This is a genomic window from Kitasatospora sp. NPDC094016 (genome assembly GCF_040304045.1).
Lineage (GTDB): Bacteria > Actinomycetota > Actinomycetes > Streptomycetales > Streptomycetaceae > Kitasatospora.
The window spans coordinates 173,805-197,974 of the sequence record NZ_JBEOUK010000001.1 but is presented as its reverse complement, the minus strand read 5'-3'; the positions used below and the strand labels follow the sequence as shown (position 1 = coordinate 197,974).

The 24,170-nt window shown below is 73.3% G+C and carries 22 protein-coding genes; 11 read left to right on the top strand and 11 right to left on the bottom strand.

Annotated elements, in window-relative coordinates:
* Positions 1 to 53: 53 nt before the first annotated feature.
* Positions 54 to 272, bottom strand: coding sequence for a hypothetical protein (locus tag ABT015_RS00850; RefSeq protein WP_350875245.1), 219 nt, complete (start codon positions 270 to 272; stop codon positions 54 to 56).
* 133 nt (positions 273 to 405) lie between these two features.
* Between ABT015_RS00850 and ABT015_RS00845 the strand changes: the two genes are divergently transcribed.
* Positions 406 to 1,011 (top strand): DUF1990 domain-containing protein, encoded by a 606-nt coding sequence (locus ABT015_RS00845; RefSeq protein WP_350875243.1) that lies wholly within the window; start codon positions 406 to 408, stop codon positions 1,009 to 1,011.
* 102 nt (positions 1,012 to 1,113) lie between these two features.
* On the opposite strand, the gene ABT015_RS00840 is transcribed toward ABT015_RS00845, so the two are convergent.
* On the bottom strand, positions 1,114 to 1,560 hold the full coding sequence (locus ABT015_RS00840) for a YjbQ family protein (RefSeq protein WP_350875241.1): 447 nt from the start codon (positions 1,558 to 1,560) through the stop codon (positions 1,114 to 1,116).
* Between the two features lie 241 nt (positions 1,561 to 1,801).
* Positions 1,802 to 2,068, bottom strand: coding sequence for a hypothetical protein (locus ABT015_RS00835; protein WP_063349971.1), 267 nt, complete (start codon positions 2,066 to 2,068; stop codon positions 1,802 to 1,804).
* A 797-nt stretch (positions 2,069 to 2,865) separates the two neighbouring features.
* Between ABT015_RS00835 and ABT015_RS00830 the strand changes: the two genes are divergently transcribed.
* On the top strand, positions 2,866 to 5,070 hold the full coding sequence (locus ABT015_RS00830) for a bifunctional glycosyltransferase/CDP-glycerol:glycerophosphate glycerophosphotransferase (RefSeq protein WP_350875239.1): 2,205 nt from the start codon (positions 2,866 to 2,868) through the stop codon (positions 5,068 to 5,070).
* 127 nt (positions 5,071 to 5,197) lie between these two features.
* Here the strand turns inward: ABT015_RS00830 and ABT015_RS00825 are convergent, their stop codons facing one another.
* Positions 5,198 to 5,410: an EF-hand domain-containing protein gene (locus ABT015_RS00825; protein ID WP_063349969.1), complete on the bottom strand. Its 213-nt coding sequence runs from the start codon at positions 5,408 to 5,410 to the stop codon at positions 5,198 to 5,200.
* 174 nt (positions 5,411 to 5,584) lie between these two features.
* Between ABT015_RS00825 and ABT015_RS00820 the strand changes: the two genes are divergently transcribed.
* A complete protein-coding gene (locus ABT015_RS00820) occupies positions 5,585 to 6,253 on the top strand; it encodes a lysophospholipid acyltransferase family protein (RefSeq protein WP_350875236.1) in 669 nt (222 codons plus the stop codon).
* A gap of 106 nt (positions 6,254 to 6,359) precedes the next feature.
* On the opposite strand, the gene ABT015_RS00815 is transcribed toward ABT015_RS00820, so the two are convergent.
* Positions 6,360 to 8,201, bottom strand: coding sequence for an ABC transporter ATP-binding protein (locus tag ABT015_RS00815; protein ID WP_350875234.1), 1,842 nt, complete (start codon positions 8,199 to 8,201; stop codon positions 6,360 to 6,362).
* 154 nt (positions 8,202 to 8,355) lie between these two features.
* Positions 8,356 to 9,129: an SDR family NAD(P)-dependent oxidoreductase gene (locus tag ABT015_RS00810; protein WP_350875232.1), complete on the bottom strand. Its 774-nt coding sequence runs from the start codon at positions 9,127 to 9,129 to the stop codon at positions 8,356 to 8,358.
* A gap of 156 nt (positions 9,130 to 9,285) precedes the next feature.
* On the opposite strand from ABT015_RS00810, the gene ABT015_RS00805 reads away from it, so the two are divergent.
* The 4 genes from ABT015_RS00805 to ABT015_RS00790 all read left to right on the top strand — a co-directional run bounded on the left by ABT015_RS00805 (position 9,286) and on the right by ABT015_RS00790 (position 12,414).
* A complete protein-coding gene (locus ABT015_RS00805; RefSeq protein ID WP_350875230.1) occupies positions 9,286 to 9,486 on the top strand; it encodes a hypothetical protein in 201 nt (66 codons plus the stop codon).
* 182 nt (positions 9,487 to 9,668) lie between these two features.
* Complete coding sequence (locus ABT015_RS00800) at positions 9,669 to 10,469, top strand: hypothetical protein (RefSeq protein WP_350875228.1); 801 nt, start codon at positions 9,669 to 9,671, stop codon at positions 10,467 to 10,469.
* Entirely contained in the window at positions 10,466 to 11,398 is a 933-nt protein-coding gene (locus tag ABT015_RS00795; RefSeq protein WP_350875226.1) for a DUF6895 family protein, read from the top strand. The genes ABT015_RS00800 and ABT015_RS00795 overlap by 4 nt, the downstream gene beginning before the upstream one ends.
* Positions 11,395 to 12,414 (top strand): serine hydrolase domain-containing protein, encoded by a 1,020-nt coding sequence (locus tag ABT015_RS00790; RefSeq protein WP_350875224.1) that lies wholly within the window; start codon positions 11,395 to 11,397, stop codon positions 12,412 to 12,414. The genes ABT015_RS00795 and ABT015_RS00790 overlap by 4 nt, the downstream gene beginning before the upstream one ends.
* 75 nt (positions 12,415 to 12,489) lie before the next feature.
* Here the strand turns inward: ABT015_RS00790 and ABT015_RS00785 are convergent, their stop codons facing one another.
* On the bottom strand, positions 12,490 to 13,086 hold the full coding sequence (locus ABT015_RS00785) for a LysE family translocator (RefSeq protein ID WP_350875677.1): 597 nt from the start codon (positions 13,084 to 13,086) through the stop codon (positions 12,490 to 12,492).
* Between the two features lie 203 nt (positions 13,087 to 13,289).
* Here ABT015_RS00785 and ABT015_RS00780 point away from each other — a divergent pair, with 203 nt between their 5' ends.
* Positions 13,290 to 14,729, top strand: a complete 1,440-nt coding sequence (locus ABT015_RS00780) for an aminotransferase-like domain-containing protein (protein WP_350875222.1) — start codon at positions 13,290 to 13,292, stop codon at positions 14,727 to 14,729.
* Between the two features lie 123 nt (positions 14,730 to 14,852).
* On the opposite strand, the gene ABT015_RS00775 is transcribed toward ABT015_RS00780, so the two are convergent.
* Genes ABT015_RS00775 through ABT015_RS00765 form a run of 3 tightly spaced genes read right to left on the bottom strand, consistent with a single transcriptional unit; the run spans position 14,853 to position 18,342 of the window.
* The gene (locus ABT015_RS00775) at positions 14,853 to 15,758 is read right to left on the bottom strand and encodes an SDR family oxidoreductase (RefSeq protein WP_350875220.1); all 906 of its coding nucleotides are present in this window, start codon (positions 15,756 to 15,758) and stop codon (positions 14,853 to 14,855) included.
* Positions 15,755 to 16,783 (bottom strand): alpha/beta fold hydrolase, encoded by a 1,029-nt coding sequence (locus tag ABT015_RS00770; RefSeq protein ID WP_350875218.1) that lies wholly within the window; start codon positions 16,781 to 16,783, stop codon positions 15,755 to 15,757. Before ABT015_RS00770 ends, ABT015_RS00775 begins: the two co-directional genes overlap by 4 nt.
* Positions 16,780 to 18,342, bottom strand: a complete 1,563-nt coding sequence (locus ABT015_RS00765) for a flavin-containing monooxygenase (RefSeq protein WP_350875216.1) — start codon at positions 18,340 to 18,342, stop codon at positions 16,780 to 16,782. Before ABT015_RS00765 ends, ABT015_RS00770 begins: the two co-directional genes overlap by 4 nt.
* Before the next feature lie 431 nt (positions 18,343 to 18,773).
* On the opposite strand from ABT015_RS00765, the gene ABT015_RS00760 reads away from it, so the two are divergent.
* The 3 genes from ABT015_RS00760 to ABT015_RS00750 all read left to right on the top strand — a co-directional run bounded on the left by ABT015_RS00760 (position 18,774) and on the right by ABT015_RS00750 (position 22,197).
* Complete coding sequence (locus ABT015_RS00760) at positions 18,774 to 19,562, top strand: MerR family transcriptional regulator (RefSeq protein WP_350875214.1); 789 nt, start codon at positions 18,774 to 18,776, stop codon at positions 19,560 to 19,562.
* Positions 19,563 to 19,621: 59 nt separating this feature from the next.
* Entirely contained in the window at positions 19,622 to 20,608 is a 987-nt protein-coding gene (locus tag ABT015_RS00755) for an ABC transporter substrate-binding protein (protein ID WP_350875212.1), read from the top strand.
* 275 nt (positions 20,609 to 20,883) lie between these two features.
* Positions 20,884 to 22,197 carry an MFS transporter gene (locus ABT015_RS00750; RefSeq protein ID WP_350875210.1) on the top strand — a complete coding sequence of 438 codons (1,314 nt, stop codon included), beginning with the start codon at positions 20,884 to 20,886 and terminating at the stop codon, positions 22,195 to 22,197.
* A 94-nt stretch (positions 22,198 to 22,291) separates the two neighbouring features.
* Here ABT015_RS00750 and ABT015_RS00745 read toward each other — a convergent pair whose 3' ends face one another.
* Positions 22,292 to 23,929, bottom strand: coding sequence for a M4 family metallopeptidase (locus ABT015_RS00745; RefSeq protein ID WP_350875208.1), 1,638 nt, complete (start codon positions 23,927 to 23,929; stop codon positions 22,292 to 22,294).
* Between the last annotated feature and the right edge of the window lie 241 nt (positions 23,930 to 24,170).

Below are 24,170 nucleotides of genomic sequence, written 5' to 3'. Positions count from 1 at the left end.
CTTGCGGGCGCTGTCGGGCCGACGGCATCGCGGCTACGGCGCGCTGCGTCGTATCAGCCCGAACAGGCCACCCGTTGGGCCTGCTGCCAGGCGCAGACCGGGCAGAGCGTGCTGCCGGGGTGGTCGGCGGGCAGTTCGGTCGGTTCCCCGCACAGGACGCAGTCGGCCCGCGGCCCGGTCGACGCCGGATCGCGCACCAGCGCCGCCTGCGCCCCACCGTCGGGGGCGAACTCGCAGACCGCCGCGTCCTCGTTCCTCGCGCTGTCACTCATGCCGCCTTCCTACTCCGCCCCCGGCCCCCGCCGCAAGGCGCCGCCGACCCGAACCCGCCCTGAGCGCCGCTCCGCCCGCGCCCCCGGGCGACCCGCCGCCGGCGGGCCCGCGACGCCCGGCTACGGTGACCGCATGGCCACGGACCTACAACGGCGCCTGCTCGCCGCCCACGCCACCGCGCCCTCCTACCCCGAGGTCGGCGCCACCCGCGGCGGCCCGCTGCCGGACGGCTACGCGCACCTGCGGCGGCGGGTGCACCTGGGCCGCGGGCCGCAGGTGCTGGCCCGGGCCGGACGGTACGTGCTCGGCTGGGGCAGCCAGCTGGGCACCGGTTTTGCCGTGTACCCGCACGCGCCGGCCGAGTCGGGGTCGACGGTGCTGCTGCGGCTGAGCCTGCCGGGCGGCCGGTGGCCCCGGCTGGTGATCCCGTGCCGGGTGGTGTGGACGGTCGAGGAGCCGGACCGGATCGGCTTCGCGTACGGCACGCTCCCCGGGCACCCCGAGTGCGGCGAGGAGGCGTTCCTGGTGTCCATGGACGCCGCCGGCGAGGTGTGGTTCGAGGTGTCGGCGTTCTCCCGGCTGACCGCCTGGTACGCGCGGCTGGGCCGACCGGTCGCGCTGCTCTGCCAGTACCTCGCGATCGAGCGCTACCTGGCCGCGGTGGCCGCCGCCGTCGCCGTGGCCGACCTGGCCGAACCGGCCGGGCCCGCGGGCCTGGCCGATCCCGCCGTCGAGTAGGGCGTCGAGTCAGCCGAAGGAGTGTCGGCCCGAGAAGTGTCGGCCTGAGGACTCCCGGCTGAAAGAGCCTCGGCCGGAGGAGCCGCGGCCGGAGGAGCCGGATCAGCCGAAGAAGGACAGCCGCACGGTCCGGCGTGGATTGTCACCGTTGGTGTCGATCAGCACCACGGACTGCCAGATGCCGAGCGCCAGCTGGCCGCCGATCACCGGCAGGGTGGCGTGCGGGGCGACCAGGCCGGGCACCACGTGGTCCCGCCCGTGGCCGGGGCTGCCGTGCCGGTGGCGCCAGCGGTCGTCGGCGGGGAGCAGTTCGCGCAGGGTGGCGAGGAAGTCGTCGTCGCTGCCGGAGCCGGTCTCCAGGACGGCGATTCCGGCGGTGGCGTGCGGGACGAAGACGTTGAGCAGGCCGTCGCGGCCGGCGGCCCGTTCGGTGAGGAACGCGGCACAGCGGTCGGTGATGTCGAGCGCGACCTCTCGGCTGCCGGTGGTGATCTCGAAGGTGGTGGTCTGGAAGAGGCCCTGGTGGGTGGAGTGGATGTTGTCCGCCATGGCGCCATCCTGACCCACCTCGGCGGGCCTCGCGCAGCACCTCGCCGACTCCGCCTGTGGGGGCGGCGGCGTGCACTAGGGTGAGAGGTTTAGACCACATCGGCCCTGCCGGGGCGGTCCCGGAGCCGGGTACGCCGAAGACCCGACGGTCCGTGTGGTCCGCCGGGTCGGGGTCCCGATCCGCATCGGGTGGCCCGGGAGGCTCCGGGCCGCGGAGCCGTGGGCCCCGGGCCGACGGGCGCTAGCCGCGCCCGCCGAAGAGGCTTCGCCGCAGCCGGCGCAGTGGCGTCAGCAGCGAGATCCGCGCGTGACGACGCTTGGCCGTCGGGGCGTCCGCGCCGCGCGGCGTCAGCTCCCTTATCAACCCGAGCGCCTCGGCGGTGTCCACCGCCGGGAGCGCGGGCGCGCCGAGCACGGCCAGGTGTCGGTCGATCCGACGGCCGGTCGTGCCGACACCGCACTGGATCGCCGGCACGCGGGGCCGAGTCCGCACTTGCATGTGTTCCATCAGTTTTCCCACCCCTACGAGGCGCCAGGGCCGTGAGGCGAAGACTATCCGCGATGGACGGCCTTCGCGCAACCGTCCTTGGTGTTGTGCCACCGTACCGTGCGGCGTCAACTGACGATGCACCAGGGGCCACCAGGGCGATCACGACTAGGCATCAATGATGGTGCACGACCGGCCATCTGTCAGCAGTACCCGGGACACGGATCCGGCGCCCGGCCGCGCGGCGCGCGCCGGGCGCACGCAACCCCACACGCGTCCCGCAGTGTCCCTGCGGGCGGTCCGGCAGGCGGCCCGAGAGCCGCGAGGGACGCGGCGGTGGACGCGGCGGTGGACACGACGCGGAGGCCGCGGTGGATATAGGGGACAGCCGGGGCCGTCGACAAAGCGACCGGTCGACACCTCCAGGCTTCATGAAGTGAACACATCCGAGGGATTGACTCCCGGCAATCCTCCAAGCAATATCTATGAGAACCCGTGCGCGCCCGCATCGCACCCGGGCGTGTGTTCGAGTGATGAAGAACTCCGGCTCCCGCGAGCCACTGCCCGGCCGCCTCGACGCTGCGGTGGCCAGGCTCGCGAGGTGCCCGGAAAGGCGGCCGGCCGTAGAGGGTCGGCCGGGCCGCCGCCAGGCTGCCGGTGCCGCCCCGTTCAGGGCCCGGCACCGGCGGTTCCGGGCCCAGGGGCGACCGTGGCCACGACTCCACGGCAGCCGGTCAACCCGGCCCGCCACCTCGGCCGATCACCCCGGCCGGACGTCCCCGCAGGTCGCACCCGGTGGATCGGTAGACTCGGCCAGCGTGCCCCTCCTCCTCAGCATCGTGCTCCCGGTCCACGGCGTGGAGCGGTTCCTGCCGCGCTGCCTCGACTCGATCCTCGGCGACGCCCCCGCCACGGAGTCCCGTTTCGAGGTGATCGCGGTCGACGACCTCTCCCCCGACGGCTCCGGCGCGATCCTGGACGCCTACGCGGCCCGCGACCCCCGGCTTCGGGTCCTGCACCTCACCGAGAACCAGGGCCTCGGCGGCGCCCGCACCGCCGCCCTGGCGCAGGTGCGCGGCGAGTACGTCTGGTTCGTGGACAGCGACGACTGGCTGCCCGAGCGGACGGTGGGCGCGATCCTGGATGAACTGGAGCAGGAGCGGGAGCGCGGGACCGGCGCGCCCGTCGACGTCCTGCTCACCGGCTTCACCCACGTCTACCCGGACGGCGGGACCGAGCCGAACCCCTGGCGCCACGTGCTGGCCGACTCCCCGCTGGTCGAGGGGTGCACGCTGGCCGAGCACCCGGCGCTGTTCCAGACCGTGATGTCGGTCTGGAACAAGGTGTTCCGCCGCGCCTTCCTGGAGGGCCTCGGCGTCTCCTTCGGCCGCGGTTACTACGAGGACATCTCGGTCACCTACCCGGCGCTGCTGGCCGCCGAGCGGCTGCGCTACCTCGACCGCCCCTGCTACTTCTACCGGCGCGGCCGGGACGGCGCGATCACCGCCACCGCCTCCCCCAAGCACGCCGACGTGTTCGCCCAGTACGACGCGATCTTCGCCTTCCTGGACCGCCCGGACCGCCCCGGCCGGCCCGTCACCGACGCGCTGCGCACCCTGGTCTTCGACCGGACCGTCCGGCAGGCGCTGAACGTCTACGACACCCCCGGCCTGGTCCCCGTCGACCGGCGCAAGGACTTCTTCCGCCAGATCGCCCGGCACTTCGCCCGGCACCGCCCGACCGGTTACCGCTACCCCGGCGGCGTGCGCGGCGTGCAGTACCGGCTGGCCGCGCGCGGCGCCCGGATCGCGTACGCGGAGCTGCGCCGCACCGGGCAGCTGCCGCGCGAACTCAAGCGCGGGGCACGGGCGGTGGCCCCGGCCGTGAAGAAGGGCGTGCGCAGCGGCGCCCGGTTCACCGCGTACAACGCCTTCCGCCGGCTGCCGCTGGACGAACACCTGGCGGTCTACGCGGCGTACTGGCACCGGGGTTACGCGTGCAGCCCGGCGGCGATCTACGAGAAGGCCAGGGAGCTGGCGCCGCAGATCCGGGGCGTGTGGGTGGTGGAGAACCGCACGCAGGCCGCGGCCATGCCGCCCGGCGTGCCGTACGTGATCGTCAACACCCCGGCCTACCTCAAGGCGATGGCGACCGCCAAGTACTTCGTCAACAACGTCAACTTCCCGCGCACGATGGCGAAGCGGGCGGGCACCGTGCACGTGCAGACCCAACACGGCACCCCGCTCAAGGCGATGGGCATGGACCTGCGCGAACGCCCCGAAGCCGCCGAGGGGATGGACTTCGAGCGGCTCCAGGAGGCCGTCGACCGCTGGGACTTCCTGGTGTCCTCCAACCCGCACACCAGCGAGCACTTCACCCGCGCCTTCCCCGGCCGGTACGAGATGCTGGACACCGGCTACCCGCGCAACGACCGGCTGGCCGACGCCACACCGGACGAAGTGCGGGCCATACGCGAGCGGTTCGGGCTGCGGCCGGACACCACGGCCGTGCTGTACGCCCCGACCCACCGCGGCGACCAGGGCGGCTACGTGCCGCTGCTGGACGTCCGGGAGCTGGCCCGGCGGCTCGGCCCGGACTTCACCCTGCTGGTGCGCACGCACTACTTCCACACCGGCGGCCCGGGCGACCTGGCGGCGGGCGAGGGTTCGGCCGCGATCGTCGACGTCTCGGCGCACCCGACCGTGGAGGACCTCTACCTCGCGGCGGACACGCTGGTGACGGACTACTCGTCGATGATGTTCGACTACGCGGTGCTGGACCGGCCGGTCGTGATCTTCGCGCCGGACTGGGAGGAGTACCAGCGGGTGCGCGGCGTCTACTTCGACCTGTTCGAGCAGCCGCCGGGGGCCGTCACGGTGGACCCGGACGGGCTGGCGAAGGCGCTGCTGGCGGGCGATCCGGAGCCGGCTGCGCGGGCGCGCTTCCGGGCGCGGTTCTGCCCGTGGGACGACGGCGGGGCGGCGGAGCGGGTGGTGCGCCGGGTGTTCCCGGTGGAGTCCTGAGGCGTTCCGCTGCGCCCCGGGTGCCCGGTGGAGTCCTGAGGCGTTCCGCGGCGTTCCCAGTGCCCTGAGGAGCCGTGTGGCGCCGGGCCCGGCGCCGCCGGTACGGCGACCGGGCCCGGCGGCACGCTCAGCGCTGGCGGGCGGCCAGGAACTCGTCGAAGGTCAGGAAGCCCTGGTGGCGGGTGTCCATGGCGTGGATCAGGGCCTCGGCCATCGACAGGGTCACGGCGTGGTCGCCCATCTCGTTCGCGACCAGCGCGTATTCGGCCGGAGTGATCTTGCCGTCGCCGTTCTTGTCGAAACGGTCGAACATGGCCTTGATCGCCTCGGTGGTCTCCATCGTGCCCTCCTGGTACTGCGGGGTTGTGCTCTGTTCGGACGGGCGTACCCTACCCGGCCGTGGCGCGCGCCACGGTCGCCGGGAGTGGACGGCCGCGGGGGTGGTTGTCGTAGTCTGCGGATCTGATTGCAGGCCCGGGCTCCCCCCGGGCGATCGTTCGTCCAGGGAGGGACCATGCTCGATCTCGCCACCAGGCTGGTGCTGAAACCCGTCTCACGCGGCATCTGGCGGCCGACCATCGAGGGCATCGAGAACGTGCCGCGCAAGGGCGGGGTCATCCTGGCCAGCAACCACCTGTCCTTCATCGACAGCGTGGTGATCCCGCTCACCGCCCCGCGCCGGGTCCACTTCCTCGCCAAGGCCGAGTACTTCACCGGGACGGGGCTCAAGGGCCGGCTGTCCAAGGACTTCTTCGAGGCGATCGGCGCGGTGCCGGTCGAGCGCGGCACCTACCGTTCCGCTCAGGCCTCGCTGGAGTCGGCGCTGGAGATCCTGGAGGACGGCAAGGCCTTCGGCATCTACCCCGAGGGCACCCGGTCGCTGGACGGCCGGCTCTACCGGGGCAAGACGGGCGTCGCCTGGCTGGCGCTGACCGCGGGCGTGCCGGTGGTGCCGGTGGCGCTGGAGGGGCCGGAGCAGATCCTGCCGGTCGGCAAGCGGGTCCCGCGGGTCAAGAAGGTGACCGTCCGGTTCGGCGAGCCGCTGCACTTCGACGAGCTGCACGGGCAGGCCCGCTCGCTGAAGGCCCGTCGGCAGGTGACCGACGAGGTGATGGCGGCCATCCAGCGGCTCTCCGGCCAGGAGGTCGCGGAGACCTACAACGAGGCGCCGAAGGCCGCGTAGGCCCCGGCCGCGCGCCGCGCCGCATCACACCACGCCACGCCTCGCCTCGCCCGCCCCGCCGCATCACACCTCGCCACATCACGTCGCGCCGCGCCCGGTCGAGTGCTCACACGTGTCCGAGCGCGGCCGGCTCCGGTACGACGGCGGCCGGCTCCGGCGCCTCCCGGCGCAGCAGTGCCGCGTAGCGGCCGTCCAGCTCCACCAGCTCCTCGTGGGTGCCGAGTTCGACCACCTCACCGCGGTCGAGGACGGCGATCTGGTCGGCGGCCCGGACGGTGGAGAGCCGGTGCGCGATGGTGATGGTGGTGCGGCCGGCGGCCAGGGTGTCCACGGCCTGCTGGACGGCCTGTTCGGTGCGGTTGTCGAGCGCGCTGGTGGCCTCGTCGAGGATCAGCACCGGCGGGTTGCGCAGGATCGTCCGGGCGAGCGCGAGGCGCTGCTTCTCGCCGCCGGAGAAGCGGTAGCCGCGCTCGCCCACCAGGGTGTCGTAGCCGTCCGGCAGGGCGGCGATGGTCTCGTGGACCTGCGCGGCCCGGGCGGCCTCGACCAGTTCGGCGTCGGTGGCCTCCGGTTTGGCGAAGCGCAGGTTCTCGGCGACCGAGGCGTGGAAGAGGTAGGTCTCCTGGGAGACCACGCCGACCGCGCGGGCCAGCGTGTCGAAGGACAGTTCGCGCACGTCCACGCCGTCGATGGTGACCCGGCCGCCGGTGACGTCGTACAGCCGCGGGACGAGGTAGCTGAGCGTGGTCTTGCCGGAGCCCGTCTCACCGACCACGGCCAGCGAGCTCCCGGCCGGGACCTTGAGTTCGATCCCGGAGAGCGTCGGCCGCTCCTGCGCGGGGTCGTAGCGGAAGTCGACGTCCTCGAAGCGGACCTCGCCGCGGATGTCGGTCAGGTTCCGCGGCTTCGGCGGCTCGGCGATCTCCACCGGCAGGTCGAGGTACTCGAAGATGCGCTGGAAGAGCGCGAGCGAGGTCTGCACGTCCACGCCGGTGGAGAGCAGGCTGACGGTCGGGCGGAACAGACCCTGCTGGAGGGTGACGAAGGCGACCAGGGTGCCGACCGAGACGATCGGTGCGCCGCCCGCCGCGGACAGCCCCGCCGCCCAGTAGATGACCGCGGGCATCGCGGCCATGACGATCTGGATGGTGTTCATCCGCCAGCGCCCGGCCATGCTGGCCCGCACTTCGAGGTCGGCCAACTGGTCGGACTGCCCGGTGAACTCACGGGCGAGCGAGTCGGAGCGGCCCATCGTGCGGCCGAGCAGGATGCCGCTGACCGACAGCGACTCCTGGACCGCCGAACTCATCGCGGCCAGCTGCTTCTGCCGCTCGGTGGTGATCTTCTTGCGCTCGTTGCCGACCCGCCGGCTGATCCAGACGAACAGCGGGAGCAGCAGCAGCGAGACGACGGTGAGGCGCCAGTCGAGCGCGACCATGGCGACCACGGAGGCGATCACCGCGGTGAAGTTGGAGACCAGGCTGGTCGCGGTGGACGTCACGGTGGACTGCATGCCGCCGATGTCGTTGGCGATCCGGGACTGCACCTCGCCGGTGCGGGTGCGGGTGAAGAACGCCAGCGACTGCCGTTGCAGGTGGCTGTACACGGTGGTGCGCAGGTCGTGCATGACGCGCTGGCCGACGGTGGTGGAGATCAGCGTCTGCAGGACGTTGAAGATGCTGTTCACCACGGCCGCGAGAACCATGCCGAGCGCGAGCAGGCTGAGCAGCCCGGTGCGGCCCTGCGGGATCGCGGTGTCCAGGACCGCCTTGAGCAGGAACGGCGAGACCACCGACACCACGGCGGAGGCGGCCACCAGCAGCCCGACGACGGTGAGGCGGCCCGTGTACGGGCGGAAGAGGGCGAGGATGCGCCGCCACTGGGCCGGCGGGCGGGGCTCGCCCTGGGCGCGTTCGGGCGGGGTCCAGTTGATGGTGGTCGGTCTCAAGGGCAAACCTCCGTGGGTGGGGCGGTCGGACGGCCGCCAGCATAGCGAGAATAGCTCATAGTTAGACAAGCTAATAGTGAGGCTGGATCTATTCCCACGGCGACCGCCCCTCCGGCCGCCCGGCCGCCCGGCCCCTCGGACCGCCCCGACCGCGTCAGTTCGTCCGGTAGCTGCGCGCCGCCTTCGAGGACAGACCGCCCAGCCGGCCGGAGGGCAGCAGGCGGGCGAGGGCCACCACCGCCTTGTAACGCTTGCCCGGCACGGACACCGACCGGCCCCGGGCCAGGTCGCGCATCGCCTCCGCCACCACCCGCTCGGCCGAGAGCCAGGACCAGGCCGGGATGTTGCCGGTGCCCATGCCGGCCCGCTGGTGGAACTCCGTGCGGGTGAAGCCCGGGCAGAGCGCCATCATCCGCACCCCGGTGCCGCCGAGGTCGCGCAGCACGCCCTGGGTGAAACTCACCACCCACGCCTTGCTCGCCCCGTACGTGCCGCGCGGCAGGAACGCCGCCACCGAGGCGACGTTCACGACCGCGCCGCGACCGCGCTCGCGCATCCCCGGCAGGGCCGCCGTGGTCAGCCGCAGGATCGCCTCGATGTGCACCTTCAGCATGTCCAGCTCGTCCTGGAGCGGGACGGTCCCGAACGCGCCCTTGTTGCCGAAACCGGCGTTGTTGACGAGCAGGTCCACCGGGCGGGCGGAGTCGGCGAGCCGGGCCTCGACGGCCGCGATGCCCTCGTCGGTGGCGAGGTCCGCGGTCAACACCTCCACCTCGACTCCGTACTCGGCGTGCAGGTCGGCGCTCGCACGCTCCAGGCGCCCGGTGTCCCGGGCCACCAGGACGAGCTGGTAGCCGCTGCGGGCGAGCCGGCGGGCGAACGCGGCTCCGATGCCGGCGGTCGCGCCGGTGATCAAGGCTGTGGTCATGCCCCCGACGGTACCGACTCACCGCGGCCGCGCCCACTCCGAATGGACTATCCCTGCCCGGCCATCTGCGGATGCAGGTACCGGACCGCGCCCGTACCGTTCGGACGGGGGCATCGCCCGACCGGGTGGTGACGCTCAACTGAGGAGGCACTTCTGATGCTTACTCACTGCCGCGCCCACGAGACCACGACCACGCCGACCTCGACGCGCGTCGAGACGGACACACTCGCGAGCCTGATGGTGGAGGACGAGGCCGTCGTGTCCGACGCGCCCACGTACTCGCCCGAAGCCCTCGGACTCCTGCTGCTGGCGCTGTTGCTGTCGCCGAAGCCGCCGAAGGAGAAGTCGACCCGCTAGCAACCGGGCGACCCGATCACCGACCCGCCAACCGGGCGGCCCGATCGCGGGGCCGGTCCACCGGCGTGGACCGGCCCACCCCTTCCCCGGCTCCTCGGCGGGCCTGCGCAAACCGGCGCCCGCGAACCCACGGCCCGCGAGGCCGCCCGCCGAGGGCTCCCCGACCAGGAGGAACACCACCGATGCCCTTCGCCGAGACGCCACTGCGCGACGCGTACGCCGCAGCCGTCGAACGGGTGGCGCGCCGGACTCTCGACGCCCTCCGGGGCGACGGGGGCGCAGCCGCGCTCGCGGACCCGGACGGAGCCGTACCGCGCCCGACGCTGGCCGCGCTGCGGGTGCTCGGCGCGGACCTCTTCGCCCCGCAACTCCTCACCGGAGCCGCGCCCGACGGGCCCACCGCCGCGCTGCTGGCCGAGGCGCGGCAGGCCTTTCCGGCACCGGCCTCGGTGTCGGACTCGGTATCGGACTCGGTGTCGGACTCGGTGTCGGACTCGGTGTCGGACTCGGCCGACGCCGCGCTGGTGATCGCATGGCAGGACTGGGCGGCCGGGCAGGTGCTCGCCCGCACGCCGTACGGAACCGGCGCCCCGCCGACCGTGCCGCCCGTGCCGCCTCCGGGCCCGGAGGCCGTCGGCTGGCAGACCTGGTCGGTACGGATGGCCCAGCTGTCCGTCCTGGCACTGCCCGGGCTCGACGGTCCGGTGCACGACACCGCCCGCGCGCACACCCTCGCCCTCGCCCGCGGCGTCGTCCGCTCGATGCTCCGCCGCGACCTCCCCACCGCCGCCCGGCTCGCCCGCTGGCTCGCCTGGGCCGGCGCCGAGGGCCGGCCGCTGCGGCTGGAGGTCGAGCCCGTCCTGGAACGCATCCGGCTGGCCGGTAACGGCAGTGCCCGCACCGGACTTGAGCTGGCCGTCGCCCGTCGGTTGCTCGACCGCTCCTCCCGCCCGCCGACCGACCGACGGAGCCGGGTCCGATGACCGACACCCACGTCCTCGCCACCGCGCAGCGGCTCGCCTCCCGAGCGCTGGCCTGGCTGCACGCCTCCCACGCCGACGGCCTCGGCCTGATCCCGGACAACACCGTGGTCGACCTCTCCGACCCCGACGACGCCTACAAGCCGCTCGGCGAGATCGCGCTGGCCGCTTCGCTGATCCTGCGCGACGGCGTCACCGGGCCCACCGAGGCCCGCACCGCACGCAAGCTGCTCGACCACGCCTGGGCGCAACTGCGCGAGGGCGACCTGCTGTACGAACGGCAGCTGCGCCACTTCACCATGACCGACCCGCTGGAGACCTACGCCCACTTCGCCCGGGCCGGCTACCGCCACCCGGCGCTGGAGGAACTGCTCGACTCGCTCAGCCGGTTGCGGGCCGCGCACGCCGAGGAGATCCACCCCAACCGGCGCCTGGGGGTCGCCAACGCCCGACGGGTCATCGGGCTCGCCCACCAGCCGGACTGGGCCGCACTCGCCGCCGGCACCTGGCTGGGCGCCACGCCCGAGCCGTGGGCCGTCAACTGGACGACCGGCTACGACATCACCCACACCGTCTTCCACCTCACGGACTGGGGCGCCCGCCCGGACGGCCTGCCGGAGCCGATGCGCGACCACGTGCGCGACTGGCTGCCGGCCTGGCTCGACATCTGGCTGGAGATCGGCCAGTGGGACCTCGCCGCCGAACTCCTCGCGGTCGACGCGTGCATCGGTGAGCCGGCCACCGGGCGGCAGGGCTGGGACGCGCTGGCCGCCGTCCAGCACGAGGACGGCCTGCTGCCGCGCGACGCCGACCCGGTCGACGAGGACCGCGAGCGGGCGTTCCAGGACCACCGGCACACCGCCGTCGTCGCGGTGGTGGCCGGTGGCATCACGCTCGCCCGGGCGCTCGGGGCCACTGCGGCGGTCGCGTGAACGGGCTGGGTCCGGCGGTCGCGGAGGTGGTGCGCGCGGCCGGACCGTACGCCAGCGCCGTCACGGTCGCCGTCGCGCGCGGGAACGCGGACGAGGTGCACTGCCACGGGCGGCTCGGGCACGGGCGGACAGCCGCGTGTTCGCCGGACACCGTCTTCGAACTCGGTTCGGTCAGCAAGACCTTCACCGCACTGCTGCTGGCACAGATGGCCGCGCACAAAGACGTCTCCCTGGACGACACGGTGGAACGCCGCCTGCCGCGCCTCTGGCGCCCGGTGACCGTTCGCTCCCCCGAGCCGATCCGGCTGCTGCACCTGGCCACCCACACCTCGGGCCTGCCCCGGCTGCCGCCCGGACTGGCCGCGCGCGCCGTGCCGACCTGGTTCACCAATCCGTACGTCGCGTTCGGGGACGAACAGTTGAGGTCCGGCGTGGCCCGAACCACCGTACGGTGCAGGCCCGGCAGCCGGTACCGGTACTCCAACTACGGCGTCGCGCTGCTCGGCCGGGTGCTCGCCGAGACGGGCGGGTCGCCCTACGGGGAACTGCTCGCCGAACGGGTCCTCCGGCCGCTGGGCCTCGGTGCCACCACCTGTACGGCGGACCCGCCGGGGCGGGCGGTCGGGTACCGGCGCGGACAGGAACTGCCGCCCTGGCACATCCCCGGACTGCCGGGGGCCGGCGCGCTCCGGGCCAGCGGGGCCGACCTGTTGCGCTACCTCAGGGCGCATCTCGACGGTGGCCACGGCGAGTTGGCGTCCGCGCTGCGCGAGGTCCAGCGGCCGCGGCTGCGGCTGCGGCTGCCGCGCTCGACGGACCAGCTGTGCCTGGTGTGGAACCACCGCCGCCCGGGCGGGCGCGACCTGTACTTCCACGCCGGGGCGACCCGGGGGTTCACCGCCTTCGTCGGTTTCTCACCCCAGGCGTCGACCGCGGTGGCGGCCCTGGCCAACACCGGGCCGTCGCTGGACGGGCGGTTCCTCCGGGCGGCGTACGAGGTGTTGCGGGCGGCTTAGGACCCGACCTGAGGGGTGCGGCGCTGCCCGATTGCGGCACGGGTGGCGGGTGGCGGGTGGCGGGTGGCGACGGGCCTAGGCTGCCACGGCTTTGGCGCGGTCGGCGGCGATGTGGACGGCGAGGCCGCCGAGGACCGTCCCCATCGCATACCGCTGGACCCTCAGCCAGGCGGGACGGCGGTCGAGGAAGGACGCGATGCCTCCCGCGCTCACCGCGATCAATCCGTTGACGGTGACCGCCACCACGATCTGGATCAGCCCCAGCACCAGGCTCTGCACCGCGACGTGACCGCGCTCGGGCGCCACGAACTGGGGCAGCAGCGAGATGTACATGATGGCGATCTTGGGGTTGAGCAGGCAGGTCAGGAAGCCCATCGCGAACAGCCGGCGCGGCGGGTCCGGCGGCAGCTGCTGCGGGGCAAACACCGCCGTACCACCCGGACGGACGGCCTTCCAGGCCAGCCACAGCAGGTAGCCGGCACCGGCCAGCTTGATCGCGGTGTAGAGGGCGGGCACCACCGAGAACACGGCGGCGACGCCCGCCGTCACCGCGGCCAGGTAGACCATGAAGCCGGCCGCGACCCCGACCAGCGACAGCAGCCCGGCGCGGCAGCCCTGGGCGATCGACCGGGAGACCAGGTAGATCATGTTGGGCCCCGGTGTCAGCACCATCCCGAGCGCCACGGCGGCGATCCCGAGTACGGCGTGCCCACCCACGGCGGACAGGGCGGATGCGGCGGGAGCGGCGGGGGTCGGTGCTTCCATGCGAGGAGGCTAGGCCCGGCGTCGATCTCAATGCAATGATGACTTTGCCCTCGGTGCAATGCGGTGCGATGCCGCGCAATGCCGTCACCTTGCGTGGAGAGGTCCCGCCGATGGACGACTACCGACTGATCGCCGACGAGATCGCCGACGCCATCACCGGCGGGCGGCTGCGACCGGGTCGGCAACTGCCCACCCAGCGCGCCTTCGCCCGCAGCCGGGGCATCGCCAACTCCACGGCGGGGCGCGTCTACCGGGAACTGGCCCGGCGCGGACTGACCACCGGGGAGGTCGGGCGCGGCACCTTCGTCCGGGCCAGGCAGGGGGCCGGCGGCGGGGCGACCGGCGGGCAGGTGGCACTCGCCGAACCGGCCGGCGCGCCGGTGGACCTGGAACTCAACTACCCCACCGTCCCGGAGCAGGCCGGACTGCTGGCCGCCGGACTGGCGCCGCTGCTCCGGGCGGACGCGCTGGGTGCCGCACTCGCACCGGTGGGTGCGGCCGGGACGGGCGCGGCCCGGCAGGCGTTCGCGGCACTGCTGTCGGACGAACGTCGGACGGGCGGTGGCCGGATGGACGGCGACCGGTCGGGCGGGGATCGGTCGGGCGGGGATCGGTCGGGCGGGGATCGGGAGGTCACCCCGGAGATCGCCGGGGAGGAGTTGCTGTTCGCGGGCAACGGACGGCAAGCCGTCGCTGCGGCGCTGTCCGCGCTGGTGCCACCCGGCCACCGGCTGGGGGTGGAGGCGCTGACCTACCCGGTGGTCAAGGCCGTCGCCCAGCGGCTGGGCATCACACTCGTGCCACTGGCCGTCGACGAGCACGGGCTGCTGCCCGACGCCGTGGCCACCGCCCACCGGACCGCGCCGCTGCGCGCCGTCTACGTCCAGCCGAGGCTGCAGAACCCGCTCGGCGGGAGCCTGCCGTACGAGCGGACGGCCGCCCTCGCCGGGGAGCTGCGCCGCCTCGACCTGCCGGTCGTCGAGGACGCGATCTGGTCCTTCCTCCGCCCGGAGCTGACCGCCCTCGCCGGCCTCGCACCGGAACGCACCGTCCTCGTCGACAGCCTCTCCAAGCGGCTCGCGCCCGGACTGACCACCGGGTTCGCGGTCGTCCCCGCCGCGATGCGCGAGCGGATCGCGGGCGCACTGCGCTCGGGCGGCTGGACGCCCAGCGGGTTCGCCCTGGAGGCGGCCGTGCGCTGGATCGGAGACGGCACCGTGGCCGAGATCGCGGCGGCCAAGCGCGCCGACGCCGTCGCGCGTCAGCTGCTGGCGCGCGAGGTGCTGGCGGGGCAGCGCGTCCGGGCCGACCCCTGCTCGTACTACCTGTGGTGGGAGCTGCCGGCGGCCTGGCGGGCGGAGACGTTCGTCGCGGCGGCGGCGCGGGCGAGCATCGCCGTCACACCCGCGGCGGCGTTCGCCGCCGACCCCCGGCGCTCCCCGTCCGCCGTCCGGGTCGCCCTGGCCTCGCCGCCACTGCCCGTGCTGGCGCGAGCGCTGGAGACGCTCGCGCGGATCGCGCGGGGGACGGCGGAGGAGTGGATGGAGTGACGGGCGGCCGGGCGGCCGGGCAGACGAACAACTGACAGATAACAGATGACAGCTGTTGAAATCTGTTATCTGTTATCTGTCAGTTGAATTCTGTCAGCCGTCAGCTGTGCAAGTCAGCGCCCGTCAGCCGCCGGCGCCGCTCCGGCCGCCTCGCACCGCCGTGTCCGCAGCTCCGCCGGCCCCGACGGCGCGCAACCGGGAGGCGGCGGTGGCGGCGAGCTGGGGCGCGATCCGGGCGACGTCGCGGGAGCCGACCGCCGCGATCAGGCTCGGCAGCAGCCACCGGACCGGCTGCATGCCGCGCAGCCAGGCCTGCGCGTAGACGTGGGCGGACCTCCGGGCGATGCCGGCGACGATCCGCTCCACTGCGGGTTCCAGCGGGTACGTCTTGTTGGCCGGCCACGGCAGCCTGGTCCGCATCTGCTTGAGCACGGTGTCCTCGTCGGCGCCGCGCACCATGTCGGTGTCGGTCCAACTCAGGTATCCCACACCGACCTTGACTCCCTGGTAGGCGACCTCGGCGCGGAGCGAGTGGGCGAAGGCCTCCACCCCGGACTTGCTGGCGCAGTACGCGCTCATCAGCGGCGCGGGAGTGAGCGCGGCGAGCGAGGCGATCTGCAGCAGGTAACCCCGGCTCTCGGCGAGGGCGGGCAGGAAGGCCCTGGCCGTGGCGACGCTGCCGAGCAGGTTGACCTCGATCACCCGGCTGAACGCCCGGTGGTCGCTGTCCACCACCGGCCCGCCGATGGCGATGCCGGCGTTGGCGACCACGGTGTCGATCCGGCCGTAGTGCTCCTTGATCCGACGGGCGGCGTCGCCGAGCGCGTCGAGGTCGGTGACGTCCACCTCCCAGCTGGTCGCGGCCGCGCCGCACTGCGCCGCGACGGCCTTGAGCTCGTCCGGCTCCAGCCCCAGGAGGGCGACCTTGGCCCCGCGCCGGGCGAGCGTGCGAGCGAGCGCAGCCCCGACCCCGCGGGCGGCCCCGGTGACGACGACGACCTGTGCGGACAACGGCGGGATGGCGTTCATGCGGCGGCGGTCCTCTCGGAAACGGGCGCGGAGGCGGAGGAGACAGAGGCGGAGGAGGCAGCGGTGGAGGAGGTAGCGGTGGAGGAGGTAGGAGCGGAGACGGAAGCGGGTGCGGCGGACAGGTACGCGGCGGCCAAGCGGTGGATCTCGGCCGCGACCTCCACCGGCCGCTCCAGCGGGGCCATGTGCCCGACCCCCGGAAGCAGCAACAGCCCCTGCGGGTCGGTGAGTTCGGCAACGATCCGGTGTGCGTGCACCGGCGGAGTCAGCCGGTCCGCGGTGCCGACCACGACGGCGGTCGGTGCGGCGAGCCGGGCGAGTCCGGAGTGGACGTCCAGGCGGTCGAGGACGGCCGCCCAGTTGGCGCGGACGGCGGTCGGGCAGGCGTGCACGATCCGGGCCGTCGCCTCCACCTGCCCGGCGGACGAACCCGGGCCCATGGTGGCGTACTTGAGCGCGACCCGGCTGACCGGCGAGACCGGACCGAGCGGCAGCCGGGAGCGCAGCAGCAGGCGGTTCAGGAAGCGGCGCAGCCCCGGAGAACGCACCCCCTCGGGCAGCACGGTGAGTTCGTCCACCAGCTCCCCCGGCCCGGTGGAGACCAGGACGGCGGCGGCGGTGCGGTCGGCGATCTCGGGTCGGCCGCCGGCGGCCATGATGGTCATCCCGCCCATGCTGTGCCCGGCGAGCACGGCCTTCTCCCCCGCCGGGACGGTCCGGGCGAGGACGGCGGAGAGGTCCTCGGCCAGCGCCCGGGTGGAGTAGCGGACCCGGCTCGGCGGGATCTCGCTGTGCCCGTGGCCGCGCTGGTCGTACGCCACCACCCGGTAGCGGTCGGCGAGTTGGCGAATCACCGGAGCCCAGAAGGCGGTTGAGCAGGTCCAGCCGTGGGCGAGCACGACGGTCGGCGCCCCGGGCTGGCCGTGCACCTCGACGTGCAGCCGGATCCCGTCCGCCGATCGGATGCTCAACTCCTCGACGGGCAGCGGCGGGACGTACTCGGCGGGTAGCTCGGCGGCGCTCATGCGGACACCTCCTGCGCGGTACGGGCGGCGTCCTGGCCGGCGCGCATGATCAGTTCGTACTCGCCGAGGTCGACCTTGCGGGTGGCACGGCGGAACGCGGTGGTGGAGCCGGGCCACAGCACGGTGTTCTTGCCGTTCGGATCCAGGTACCAGCTGCGGCAACCGCCGGTGGTCCAGACGGTGCGGTCCATCCGGTGCTGGAGTTCGAGGTTCCACTGCCGCTGGGCCCGGGCGGTGGGCTGCATCGCGGTGGCGCCGATCGACTTGAGCGTGGTCAACGCGTCGATCAGGTAGTTCAGTTGGGACTCGATCATCAGGATCATCGAGCTGTTGCCGAGGCCGGTGTTGGGGCCGATCACGAAGAACAGGTTCGGGAAGCCGTGCACGGCCGAGCCGCGCAGCGCCTCCATGCCGTCCTTCCACTCCTCCGCCAGGCTGGTGCCGTTGGCACCGAACACCCGGGCCCCGATGGGCATGTCGGTGACGTGGAAGCCGGTGCCGAAGACGATGGCGTCGACTTCGCGCTCGCTGCCGTCGGCGGCGACCAGGGTGGAGCCGCGCAGTTCGCGCAGGCCGGAGGCGACGACCTCGGTGTTGGCCGCGGCGAGCGCCGGGTAGTAGGTGTTGCTGAGCAGGATGCGCTTGCAGCCGATCCGGTAGTCCGGGGTGAGCTTGGCGCGCAGGGCCGGGTCGGGAACACCCTGGGCGAGGTGGCGTTCGGCGAGTTGCTGGACCACGCGCAGCATGCCCGGGCGGCGTACGAAGGCGTCCACCTGGAGCTCCCGGAGAGCGAACAGGGTGCCGCGGCGGATCTTCCCGGTGACCGGTACGCGGTCGTGCAGCCACTTCTCCAACTGGCTGATCTCGCGGTCCCGGCGCGGCAGGACCCAGGCGGGCGTGCGCTGGAAGACCGTCAGCCTGCCGACGTTCGGCTGGATCGACGGGATGATCTGGGCGGCGGAGGCCCCGGTGCCGACGATCGCGACCCGCTTGCCGGTCAGGTCGTAGTCGTGGTCCCAGCGGGAGGAGTGGAACACCTTGCCGGGGAAGGCGCCGAGCCCCGGCAGGTCGGGGATCTGCGGGTCGGCCAGCGGTCCGGCGGCGGAGACCACCGCGTCCGCGGTCCACTGGCCGGCCGAGGTGGTGATCCGCCAGCGGACCTGTTCGGCCTCCCAACGCGCCTCCAGCACTTCGGTGTTGAACCGAAGGTGCGGGCGGAGGCCGAAGACGGTGGCGACCTTCTCCAGGTAGGCGCGGATGTCCGGCTGGCCGGAGAAGCTGCGCGGCCACGCGGGGTTGGGCGCGAAGGAGAAGGAGTAGAGGTGCGAGGGCACGTCGCAGGCGCAGCCGGGGTAGCTGTTGTCGCGCCAGGTGCCGCCGACCGAGTCCGCCCGCTCCAGGACGACGAAGTCGGTGATCCCGGCGCGGCGCAGCCGGACCGCGGCGCCGAGACCGCCGAAGCCGGAGCCGATCACCGCCACCCGCACGTGCGGGACGGCCTCGTCCGCCGCGGGGGCACCGGACGTGCCGGAGCGGGGGCGCTTGCTGCTGGATGCCATGCGGCCTCCTCCTGAGGGTGGGGCGATGATCTTCGCGCTGCCGTACCGTGGCGCCCGCTCGTGCCGCGCCTCCTGGCGCGCCGACGACGCCGTGCTCGTGCTGTGCTCGTGCCGTGCTCGACTGCTCCCGTACCGCCCTGGCGCTGCCCTGATGCTGCCCTGCGCCCGGGTGAAGCCGCGGTGTCGCTCTGGTACTGCTCTGCATGATGCTCGGCGCACTGCCTTGCCGTACTGCCCTGTGCGCCGCCTTGCCGCACTTCCCTGCCGTGTTGCCGTGCCGTACTGCCGGGAGGGCTCCCCGACGACCGGCATCGAGGCCTCGCCAATCGCGCCAGTAATCACTGGCATGATTGGCAGGGTAGCCCTTGCTGACACCGGATGGAAGAAGCGCGACCACCCGGATTCCGGGAGCCTTCGGAGGTGACGGACCTATGCTGATCGCCGTGGACAAGGTCAGAGCTGCTGCGGGTGACGGAAAACGCGAGTACCGGGTGGAGGAACTGGCCGAGGCGGCCGGCATCACCAGCCGGACGCTGCGCTTCTACCGCGAGCGCAAACTGCTCCAGCCGCCCCGCAAGGAGGGCCGGATCGCCTGGTACGGCGAAGAGCACCTGGCCCGGCTGCGGATGATCGGCGAACTGCTGGACCGCGGCCACACCCTGGGCGGCATCGCCGAACTGATCGGCGCCGGCGAGAGCGGGCGGGACGTCGCCGAGCTGATCGGGCTGGAGGCCGCGATCGTCGCCCCCTGGTCGGACGAGACCCCGGTGCGCCTGGACTGGGACGAGCTCAGGACCGTCTTCGACGACCAGCTCACCGAGGAGAACACCGCCGAGTCGATCGCCCAGGGCTACATCACGATCGACGACGACGGGATCACCCACATCAGCCGCCGCCTGATGGACGCCACCACCGCACTCGTCGCCGAGGGCGTACCGCTCTCCGTGGTGCTGGACGCCAGCCGGCGCACCCAGGAGCACGTGGAAGCCATCGCCGAGATCTTCATCGACGTGGTCGGCGAGCACCTGCTCGGCGCCCTCGCCGCCGACGCCCCGCTGCCGCCCGGCGAGGCGACCCGGCTCACCGAACGCATCCTGCGGGTACGGCCGCTGGCCCGTACGGTCGTCGACGCTCAGTTCGCCCTCGCGATGGACCGGCGGGTGCCCGCCGAGTACGACGAACTGCTGCGCCAGCGACGGGAGAACGACACCGAGGCGTAACCCCTCCGGCGGGAGGGCAGGGATTCCCGCGCCCTGCCCACCCGTTGGAGGAACCGCCGATGCCCAGACCCCTCAGTCGCCGCGCCGCGCTCGGCCTCGCCGCCGGGCTCACCCCGGGCCTCGCGCTCGCCGCCTGCGGCCCCAACTCCTCAGCCCCAAGCGCCAGTTCGACAGGCGAGCCGGGCGTGGCCAGCGGGTCAGGCCCCCGGACCGTCCGGCACGCTCGCGGCGAGAGCACCGTACCGGCCCGGGCCGCCCGGGTGGTGGCGCTGGACACCGACGCGCTGGACTCGGTGGTCACCCTCGGGCTCACGCCGGTCGGCGCGACCACCGTCACCGAAGGCGCCCCCTTCCCCGCCTACCTGCCCGCCGAACGGCTGGCCGCGACGAAGGCCGTCGGCGCCATCGGGCAGCCCAGCCTGGAGGCGATCGCGGCGCTGCGGCCGGACCTCATCCTGAGCAACCAGGTGCGCGACGACAAGCGGTACGACGAGCTGGCGAAGATCGCGCCGACGGTGCTGTCCAAGACCACCGGGCCCACCTGGAAGGAGAACGTCCGGCTACACGCCGAGGCGATGGGCCGCCAGGCCGAAGCCGAAGCGGTGGACGCGGCGTACCGGACGAAGGCGCGGGACCTGGTCACCGCACTCGGTGGCCCGGCCAAGGCCGCCGCCACCCGGGTCGAGATGGCCCGCTTCCTCGCGGGCGCACCGACCAGGCTGTACCTCAACGACACCTTCGTCGGCTCGCTGTTCAAGGACCTCGGGCTCGGCCGGCCCGCCAACCAGGACAAGCCCGGGTTCTCGGTCGAGATCAGCCCCGAGCAGGTGGACCAGGCGGCGGCCGACGTCATCTTCTACTCGGTCTACGGGGACGCGGCCAAGTCCGACCAGGGCAGGATCACCGATGGCGCGCTGTGGAAGAGCCTGGACGCCGTCCGCACCGGCCGGGTGTTCCGGGTCGACGACAACCTGTGGATGCTCGGGATCGGCTACACCGGTGCCGGCCTGATCCTGGACCAGATCCGGAAGGACCTCGCGCCCTGAGCGCCCCCCGGCAGCGCACGGACCGATGGCGACGCACGGCCCGATGGCGGCGGACGGCCCTCTGGCGGCGGACGGCCGCACCCGCGCACGCCCCACCCGTTGTCCACTCCTCCAACCCCGCCCCTCCCCCGCCCCCGACGCCACTGGTCGATCGACCGATTACCCACCCCCCGACCGCACCCCTACCGTCGAGACTCACCCGCAGGTCGCTGTCGCCTGGTCGGGCCGGTGACGGGAGGCGGGCGCCCGCGCCGGCTCCGTGTGGGGGCGTACCGATGTCCGTGGTCGTGAAGTTCCGTACGGCGGCGCAACTGACCGGCGGCCGGGTGCTGCTGTGGTCGCTGCTCGGTCGGTTGCCGAACGCGATGAGCCCGATCGGCACCCTGCTGCTGGTGAGCCGGAACACCGACAGCGTGTGGCGCGGTTCCCTGGTAGCCGGTGCGCTGGCGGTCGGCCAGGCGGCCGGCGGCCCGTTGGTGGGTCGGCTGGCCGACCGACGCGGGCAGCGGGCGGTCGGGCTGGTCGCCGCGCTGGTCAACGCGACGGCACTGGTGGCGCTGGTGGCCGCCTCGCAACGCGGTTCGGCCCTCGGCTGGCAGCTCGCACCCGCCGCCGTGGTCGGCCTGTCCGTCCCGCTGGTCGGCCCGCTGTCGCGCAGCCGGTGGGTCCGGTTGACCTCCGGCAAAAGGGAGTTGACCTCCGTCATGCTGTCGCTGGACGGGATCGTCGACGAGGTCGGCTTCACCGCCGGGCCGGCACTGGTCGGGGTCCTCGCCACCGTCTCCTCCCCCGCCGTCGGCCTGCTCGTGGCGGCCGCGCTGTCCGGCGTCTGCGCGACCCTGTTCGCGCTGCACCCGACGGCCTCCCCCGGCATCCCGAAGTCCCCGGCCCGCTCCGCCGAGCGGCTGCTCACCGTGCCCTACGCCCTGCTGCTGGCCGGGATGGCGCTGCTGGGCGCGTGTTTCGGCTCGGTGCAGGTCGGGGTGACCGCCACCACGGAGGCACTGGGCCGGCCGGGCGCCGCCGGGCTGTTGTACGGCTTCATCGGGTTCACCAGTTCCCTGGCCGGGATCGCCGCCGCGGGCCTGCCCGCCCGGTGGGAGTTGGCGTCCCGGCTGCGGGCGGGCACGGTGCTGCTGTTCGCCGCCTCCTGCGTCCTGCTCGTCTCCGCCGGGAGCCTGTGGAGCCTGACCGCCGCCGTGGGCCTCCTCGGGGTGGCGGTCGCACCGCAGATGATCACGATGTTCGGCCTGGTCGAGCGGACGGTGCCGGCCGTCCGGCTGGGCGAGGCGATGGCGGCGCTGGTCAGCGCGCTGATCCTGGCCCAGTCGGCAGGCACCTTCCTGGGCGGCTGGGCGACCACGCACTTCGCGCCCGCCGCGCCGTTCGCGATCACCGCGGCCGCGGCGGCGGCCGCCCTGCTGCTCGCCGCGTGCACCGCGACCGAACAGCGCTACCGTCGCCGCACTCCGACCGCTCCGACCGCTCCGACCGGCGGTGGGACCGACGGTGGGACCGACGGTCGGCCTGACGGTTCCGGCGTCCGACCCCGCATCGCCGCGCCCGCGCGCCGCGCCCCGCGCACATGACGGCGGGGGCGACGGTGGTCCGCACACCGTCGCCCCCACCGTGCGGCCCTGCCCGCCGGCACCCGTGGTTCGGCAGGGCCCACTCAGGCGGTCGTCAGTTGACGTTGACCGCCGTCCAGGTGGCCGCGACCGCGTTGTACTCGGCGCTGCCGTTGCCGTACAGGTCGGCCGCCGCGCTGAGGGTGCCCGCCCGGGCGCCCGCGTAGTCGGTGGTGGAGGTGAAGTAGACGGTCAGCGCGCGGTACCAGATCTGCGCGGCCTTGTCCCGGCCGATGCCCGCGAGCGAGGAGCCGTCGGCCGTCGGGCTGTTGTAGTTGAACCCGTTGATGCTCTTCGCGCCGCTGCCCTCCGACAGCAGGTAGAAGAAGTGGTTCGCCACGCCCGACGAGTAGTGCACGTCGAGGTTGCCCACGCCGGCGGACCAGGAGTCGGCGGACTGGCCGTCCTTGCTGGGCTGGTCCATGTAGCGCAGCGGGGTGCCGTTGCCGTTCAGGTTGATCAGCTCGCCGATCCAGTAGTTCGGCGGGTTGGAGGGCAGGTTGGCGTACCACTCGACCATCGTGCCCATGATGTCGGAGGTGGCCTCGTTGAGGCCGCCGGACTCGCCCGCGTAGTTGAGGTTCGCCGTGGCGGCGGTGACGCCGTGGCTCATCTCGTGGCCGGCCACGTCGATCTCGGTGAGCGGGGCGGCGTCGCCGTTGCCGTCACCGTAGGACATGCAGAAGCAGCTGTCGTCCCAGAAGGCGTTGACGTAGTTGGAGCCGTAGTGGACGCGGCTCGCGGCGCCGACACCGTCGTTGCGGATGCCGTTGCGGCCGAAGGTGTTCTTGTAGAAGTCCCACGTGGTGGCCGCGCCGAACTGGGCGTCCACGGCGGCGGATTCGCGGTTGGAGGCGGTGCCGTCGCCGAAGTTGTTGGAGGTGTTGGCGAACAGCGAGCCGTTGCCGGCGGTTCCGTTGTTCATGTCGGTGGTGGACTGGCCGCCGCGGGTGTCGTCCTTCAGCGAGTAGCTGGAGCCGCTCTGCGCGGTGGTGAGCGGCACCTGGCCGACGAAGACGCCCTTGCCGGTGCCGGCGGCGGTCTCGATCTTCTCGTGGGTGGACAGCACCTGGCCGGTGGCGGCGTCGGTGACCAGCACCTGGTTGCTCGGGGTGCCGTCGGCGCGCACGCCCTCGACGGTGGTCCGGTACGCCAGGCGCGGGTTGCCGTCGCTCGCCCAGACGACCAGTTCGGCCTTGCCGGTCTGGTGCACGTCGGCGAGCGGGGACTCGTCCTTGTCCGCAGCGACGCCGACGGTGGCCTGGACGGCGCCGGTGGCCTGCGCGGCGGCCTGGTCGGCCGGGATCTGCGGGGTCAGACTCGGCAGCGCGAGCTTGGCGGAGACCGCCTTGTCGACCGACTTGACCGAGCCGTTGGCCTTCTGGTGGACGACCAGGTCGCCGCCGAGCACCGGCAGGCCGGCGTAGGTGCGCTCGAAGCGCAGGTGCCGGGTGCCGTCCTTGTCCACCACGGCGTCCTTGGCGACGAGCCGCTCCTTCTCGCCGAGGGCGAGGGCCTTGGCGAGCCGGCCGGACTGGCCGCCGGCCAGGGCGAGCACGGCCGCGTGCTGGTGGTCGGCCTGGGCCTGGACGCCCGCTACGGGGCTGGCCTGGGCGGCGGTGCTCACCTGGATCACACCGGTCAGCAGGGCGGTGGCCGACAGTACGGCGACAGCTGCGAGCTTTCGCTTCACGTGCGAGTCCTTCCGGGAAACCGCGTGTGGACGCGGTCGCGCCGCGTTCCGGGGGCCGGGGTCGGCACCTGTGGGGCGGAAATGGGCGCTGACGTGCTGAAACCCCGGGCGGTCGAGCGGCGAGCCACCAAGGGGTGGGGGTGGGGGCTACCGCCGGGGCTGTCCAGAAGCATGACAATCCAGCAGGTGAATTGACAGGTCTACCTCAGTGATTGGCCAGGTCCCGCCAGCTCGCCAGGGC

What these genes read in the sequence shown, in the direction of transcription:
- ABT015_RS00780 (WP_350875222.1), top strand. Translation starts at nt 13,290, where the DNA reads ATGGACGACTACCGACTGATCGCCGACGAGATCGCCGACGCCATCACC.
- ABT015_RS00845 (WP_350875243.1), top strand. Translation starts at nt 406, where the DNA reads ATGGCCACGGACCTACAACGGCGCCTGCTCGCCGCCCACGCCACCGCG.
- ABT015_RS00810 (WP_350875232.1), bottom strand. Translation starts at nt 9,129, where the DNA reads ATGACCACAGCCTTGATCACCGGCGCGACCGCCGGCATCGGAGCCGCG.
- ABT015_RS00795 (WP_350875226.1), top strand. Translation starts at nt 10,466, where the DNA reads ATGACCGACACCCACGTCCTCGCCACCGCGCAGCGGCTCGCCTCCCGA.
- ABT015_RS00835 (WP_063349971.1), bottom strand. Translation starts at nt 2,068, where the DNA reads ATGGAACACATGCAAGTGCGGACTCGGCCCCGCGTGCCGGCGATCCAG.
- ABT015_RS00805 (WP_350875230.1), top strand. Translation starts at nt 9,286, where the DNA reads ATGCTTACTCACTGCCGCGCCCACGAGACCACGACCACGCCGACCTCG.
- ABT015_RS00755 (WP_350875212.1), top strand. Translation starts at nt 19,622, where the DNA reads ATGCCCAGACCCCTCAGTCGCCGCGCCGCGCTCGGCCTCGCCGCCGGG.
- ABT015_RS00765 (WP_350875216.1), bottom strand. Translation starts at nt 18,342, where the DNA reads ATGGCATCCAGCAGCAAGCGCCCCCGCTCCGGCACGTCCGGTGCCCCC.
- ABT015_RS00800 (WP_350875228.1), top strand. Translation starts at nt 9,669, where the DNA reads ATGCCCTTCGCCGAGACGCCACTGCGCGACGCGTACGCCGCAGCCGTC.
- ABT015_RS00760 (WP_350875214.1), top strand. Translation starts at nt 18,774, where the DNA reads ATGCTGATCGCCGTGGACAAGGTCAGAGCTGCTGCGGGTGACGGAAAA.
- ABT015_RS00850 (WP_350875245.1), bottom strand. Translation starts at nt 272, where the DNA reads ATGAGTGACAGCGCGAGGAACGAGGACGCGGCGGTCTGCGAGTTCGCC.
- ABT015_RS00785 (WP_350875677.1), bottom strand. Translation starts at nt 13,086, where the DNA reads ATGGTGCTGACACCGGGGCCCAACATGATCTACCTGGTCTCCCGGTCG.
- ABT015_RS00770 (WP_350875218.1), bottom strand. Translation starts at nt 16,783, where the DNA reads ATGAGCGCCGCCGAGCTACCCGCCGAGTACGTCCCGCCGCTGCCCGTC.
- ABT015_RS00825 (WP_063349969.1), bottom strand. Translation starts at nt 5,410, where the DNA reads ATGGAGACCACCGAGGCGATCAAGGCCATGTTCGACCGTTTCGACAAG.
- ABT015_RS00750 (WP_350875210.1), top strand. Translation starts at nt 20,884, where the DNA reads ATGTCCGTGGTCGTGAAGTTCCGTACGGCGGCGCAACTGACCGGCGGC.
- ABT015_RS00840 (WP_350875241.1), bottom strand. Translation starts at nt 1,560, where the DNA reads ATGGCGGACAACATCCACTCCACCCACCAGGGCCTCTTCCAGACCACC.
- ABT015_RS00820 (WP_350875236.1), top strand. Translation starts at nt 5,585, where the DNA reads ATGCTCGATCTCGCCACCAGGCTGGTGCTGAAACCCGTCTCACGCGGC.
- ABT015_RS00775 (WP_350875220.1), bottom strand. Translation starts at nt 15,758, where the DNA reads ATGAACGCCATCCCGCCGTTGTCCGCACAGGTCGTCGTCGTCACCGGG.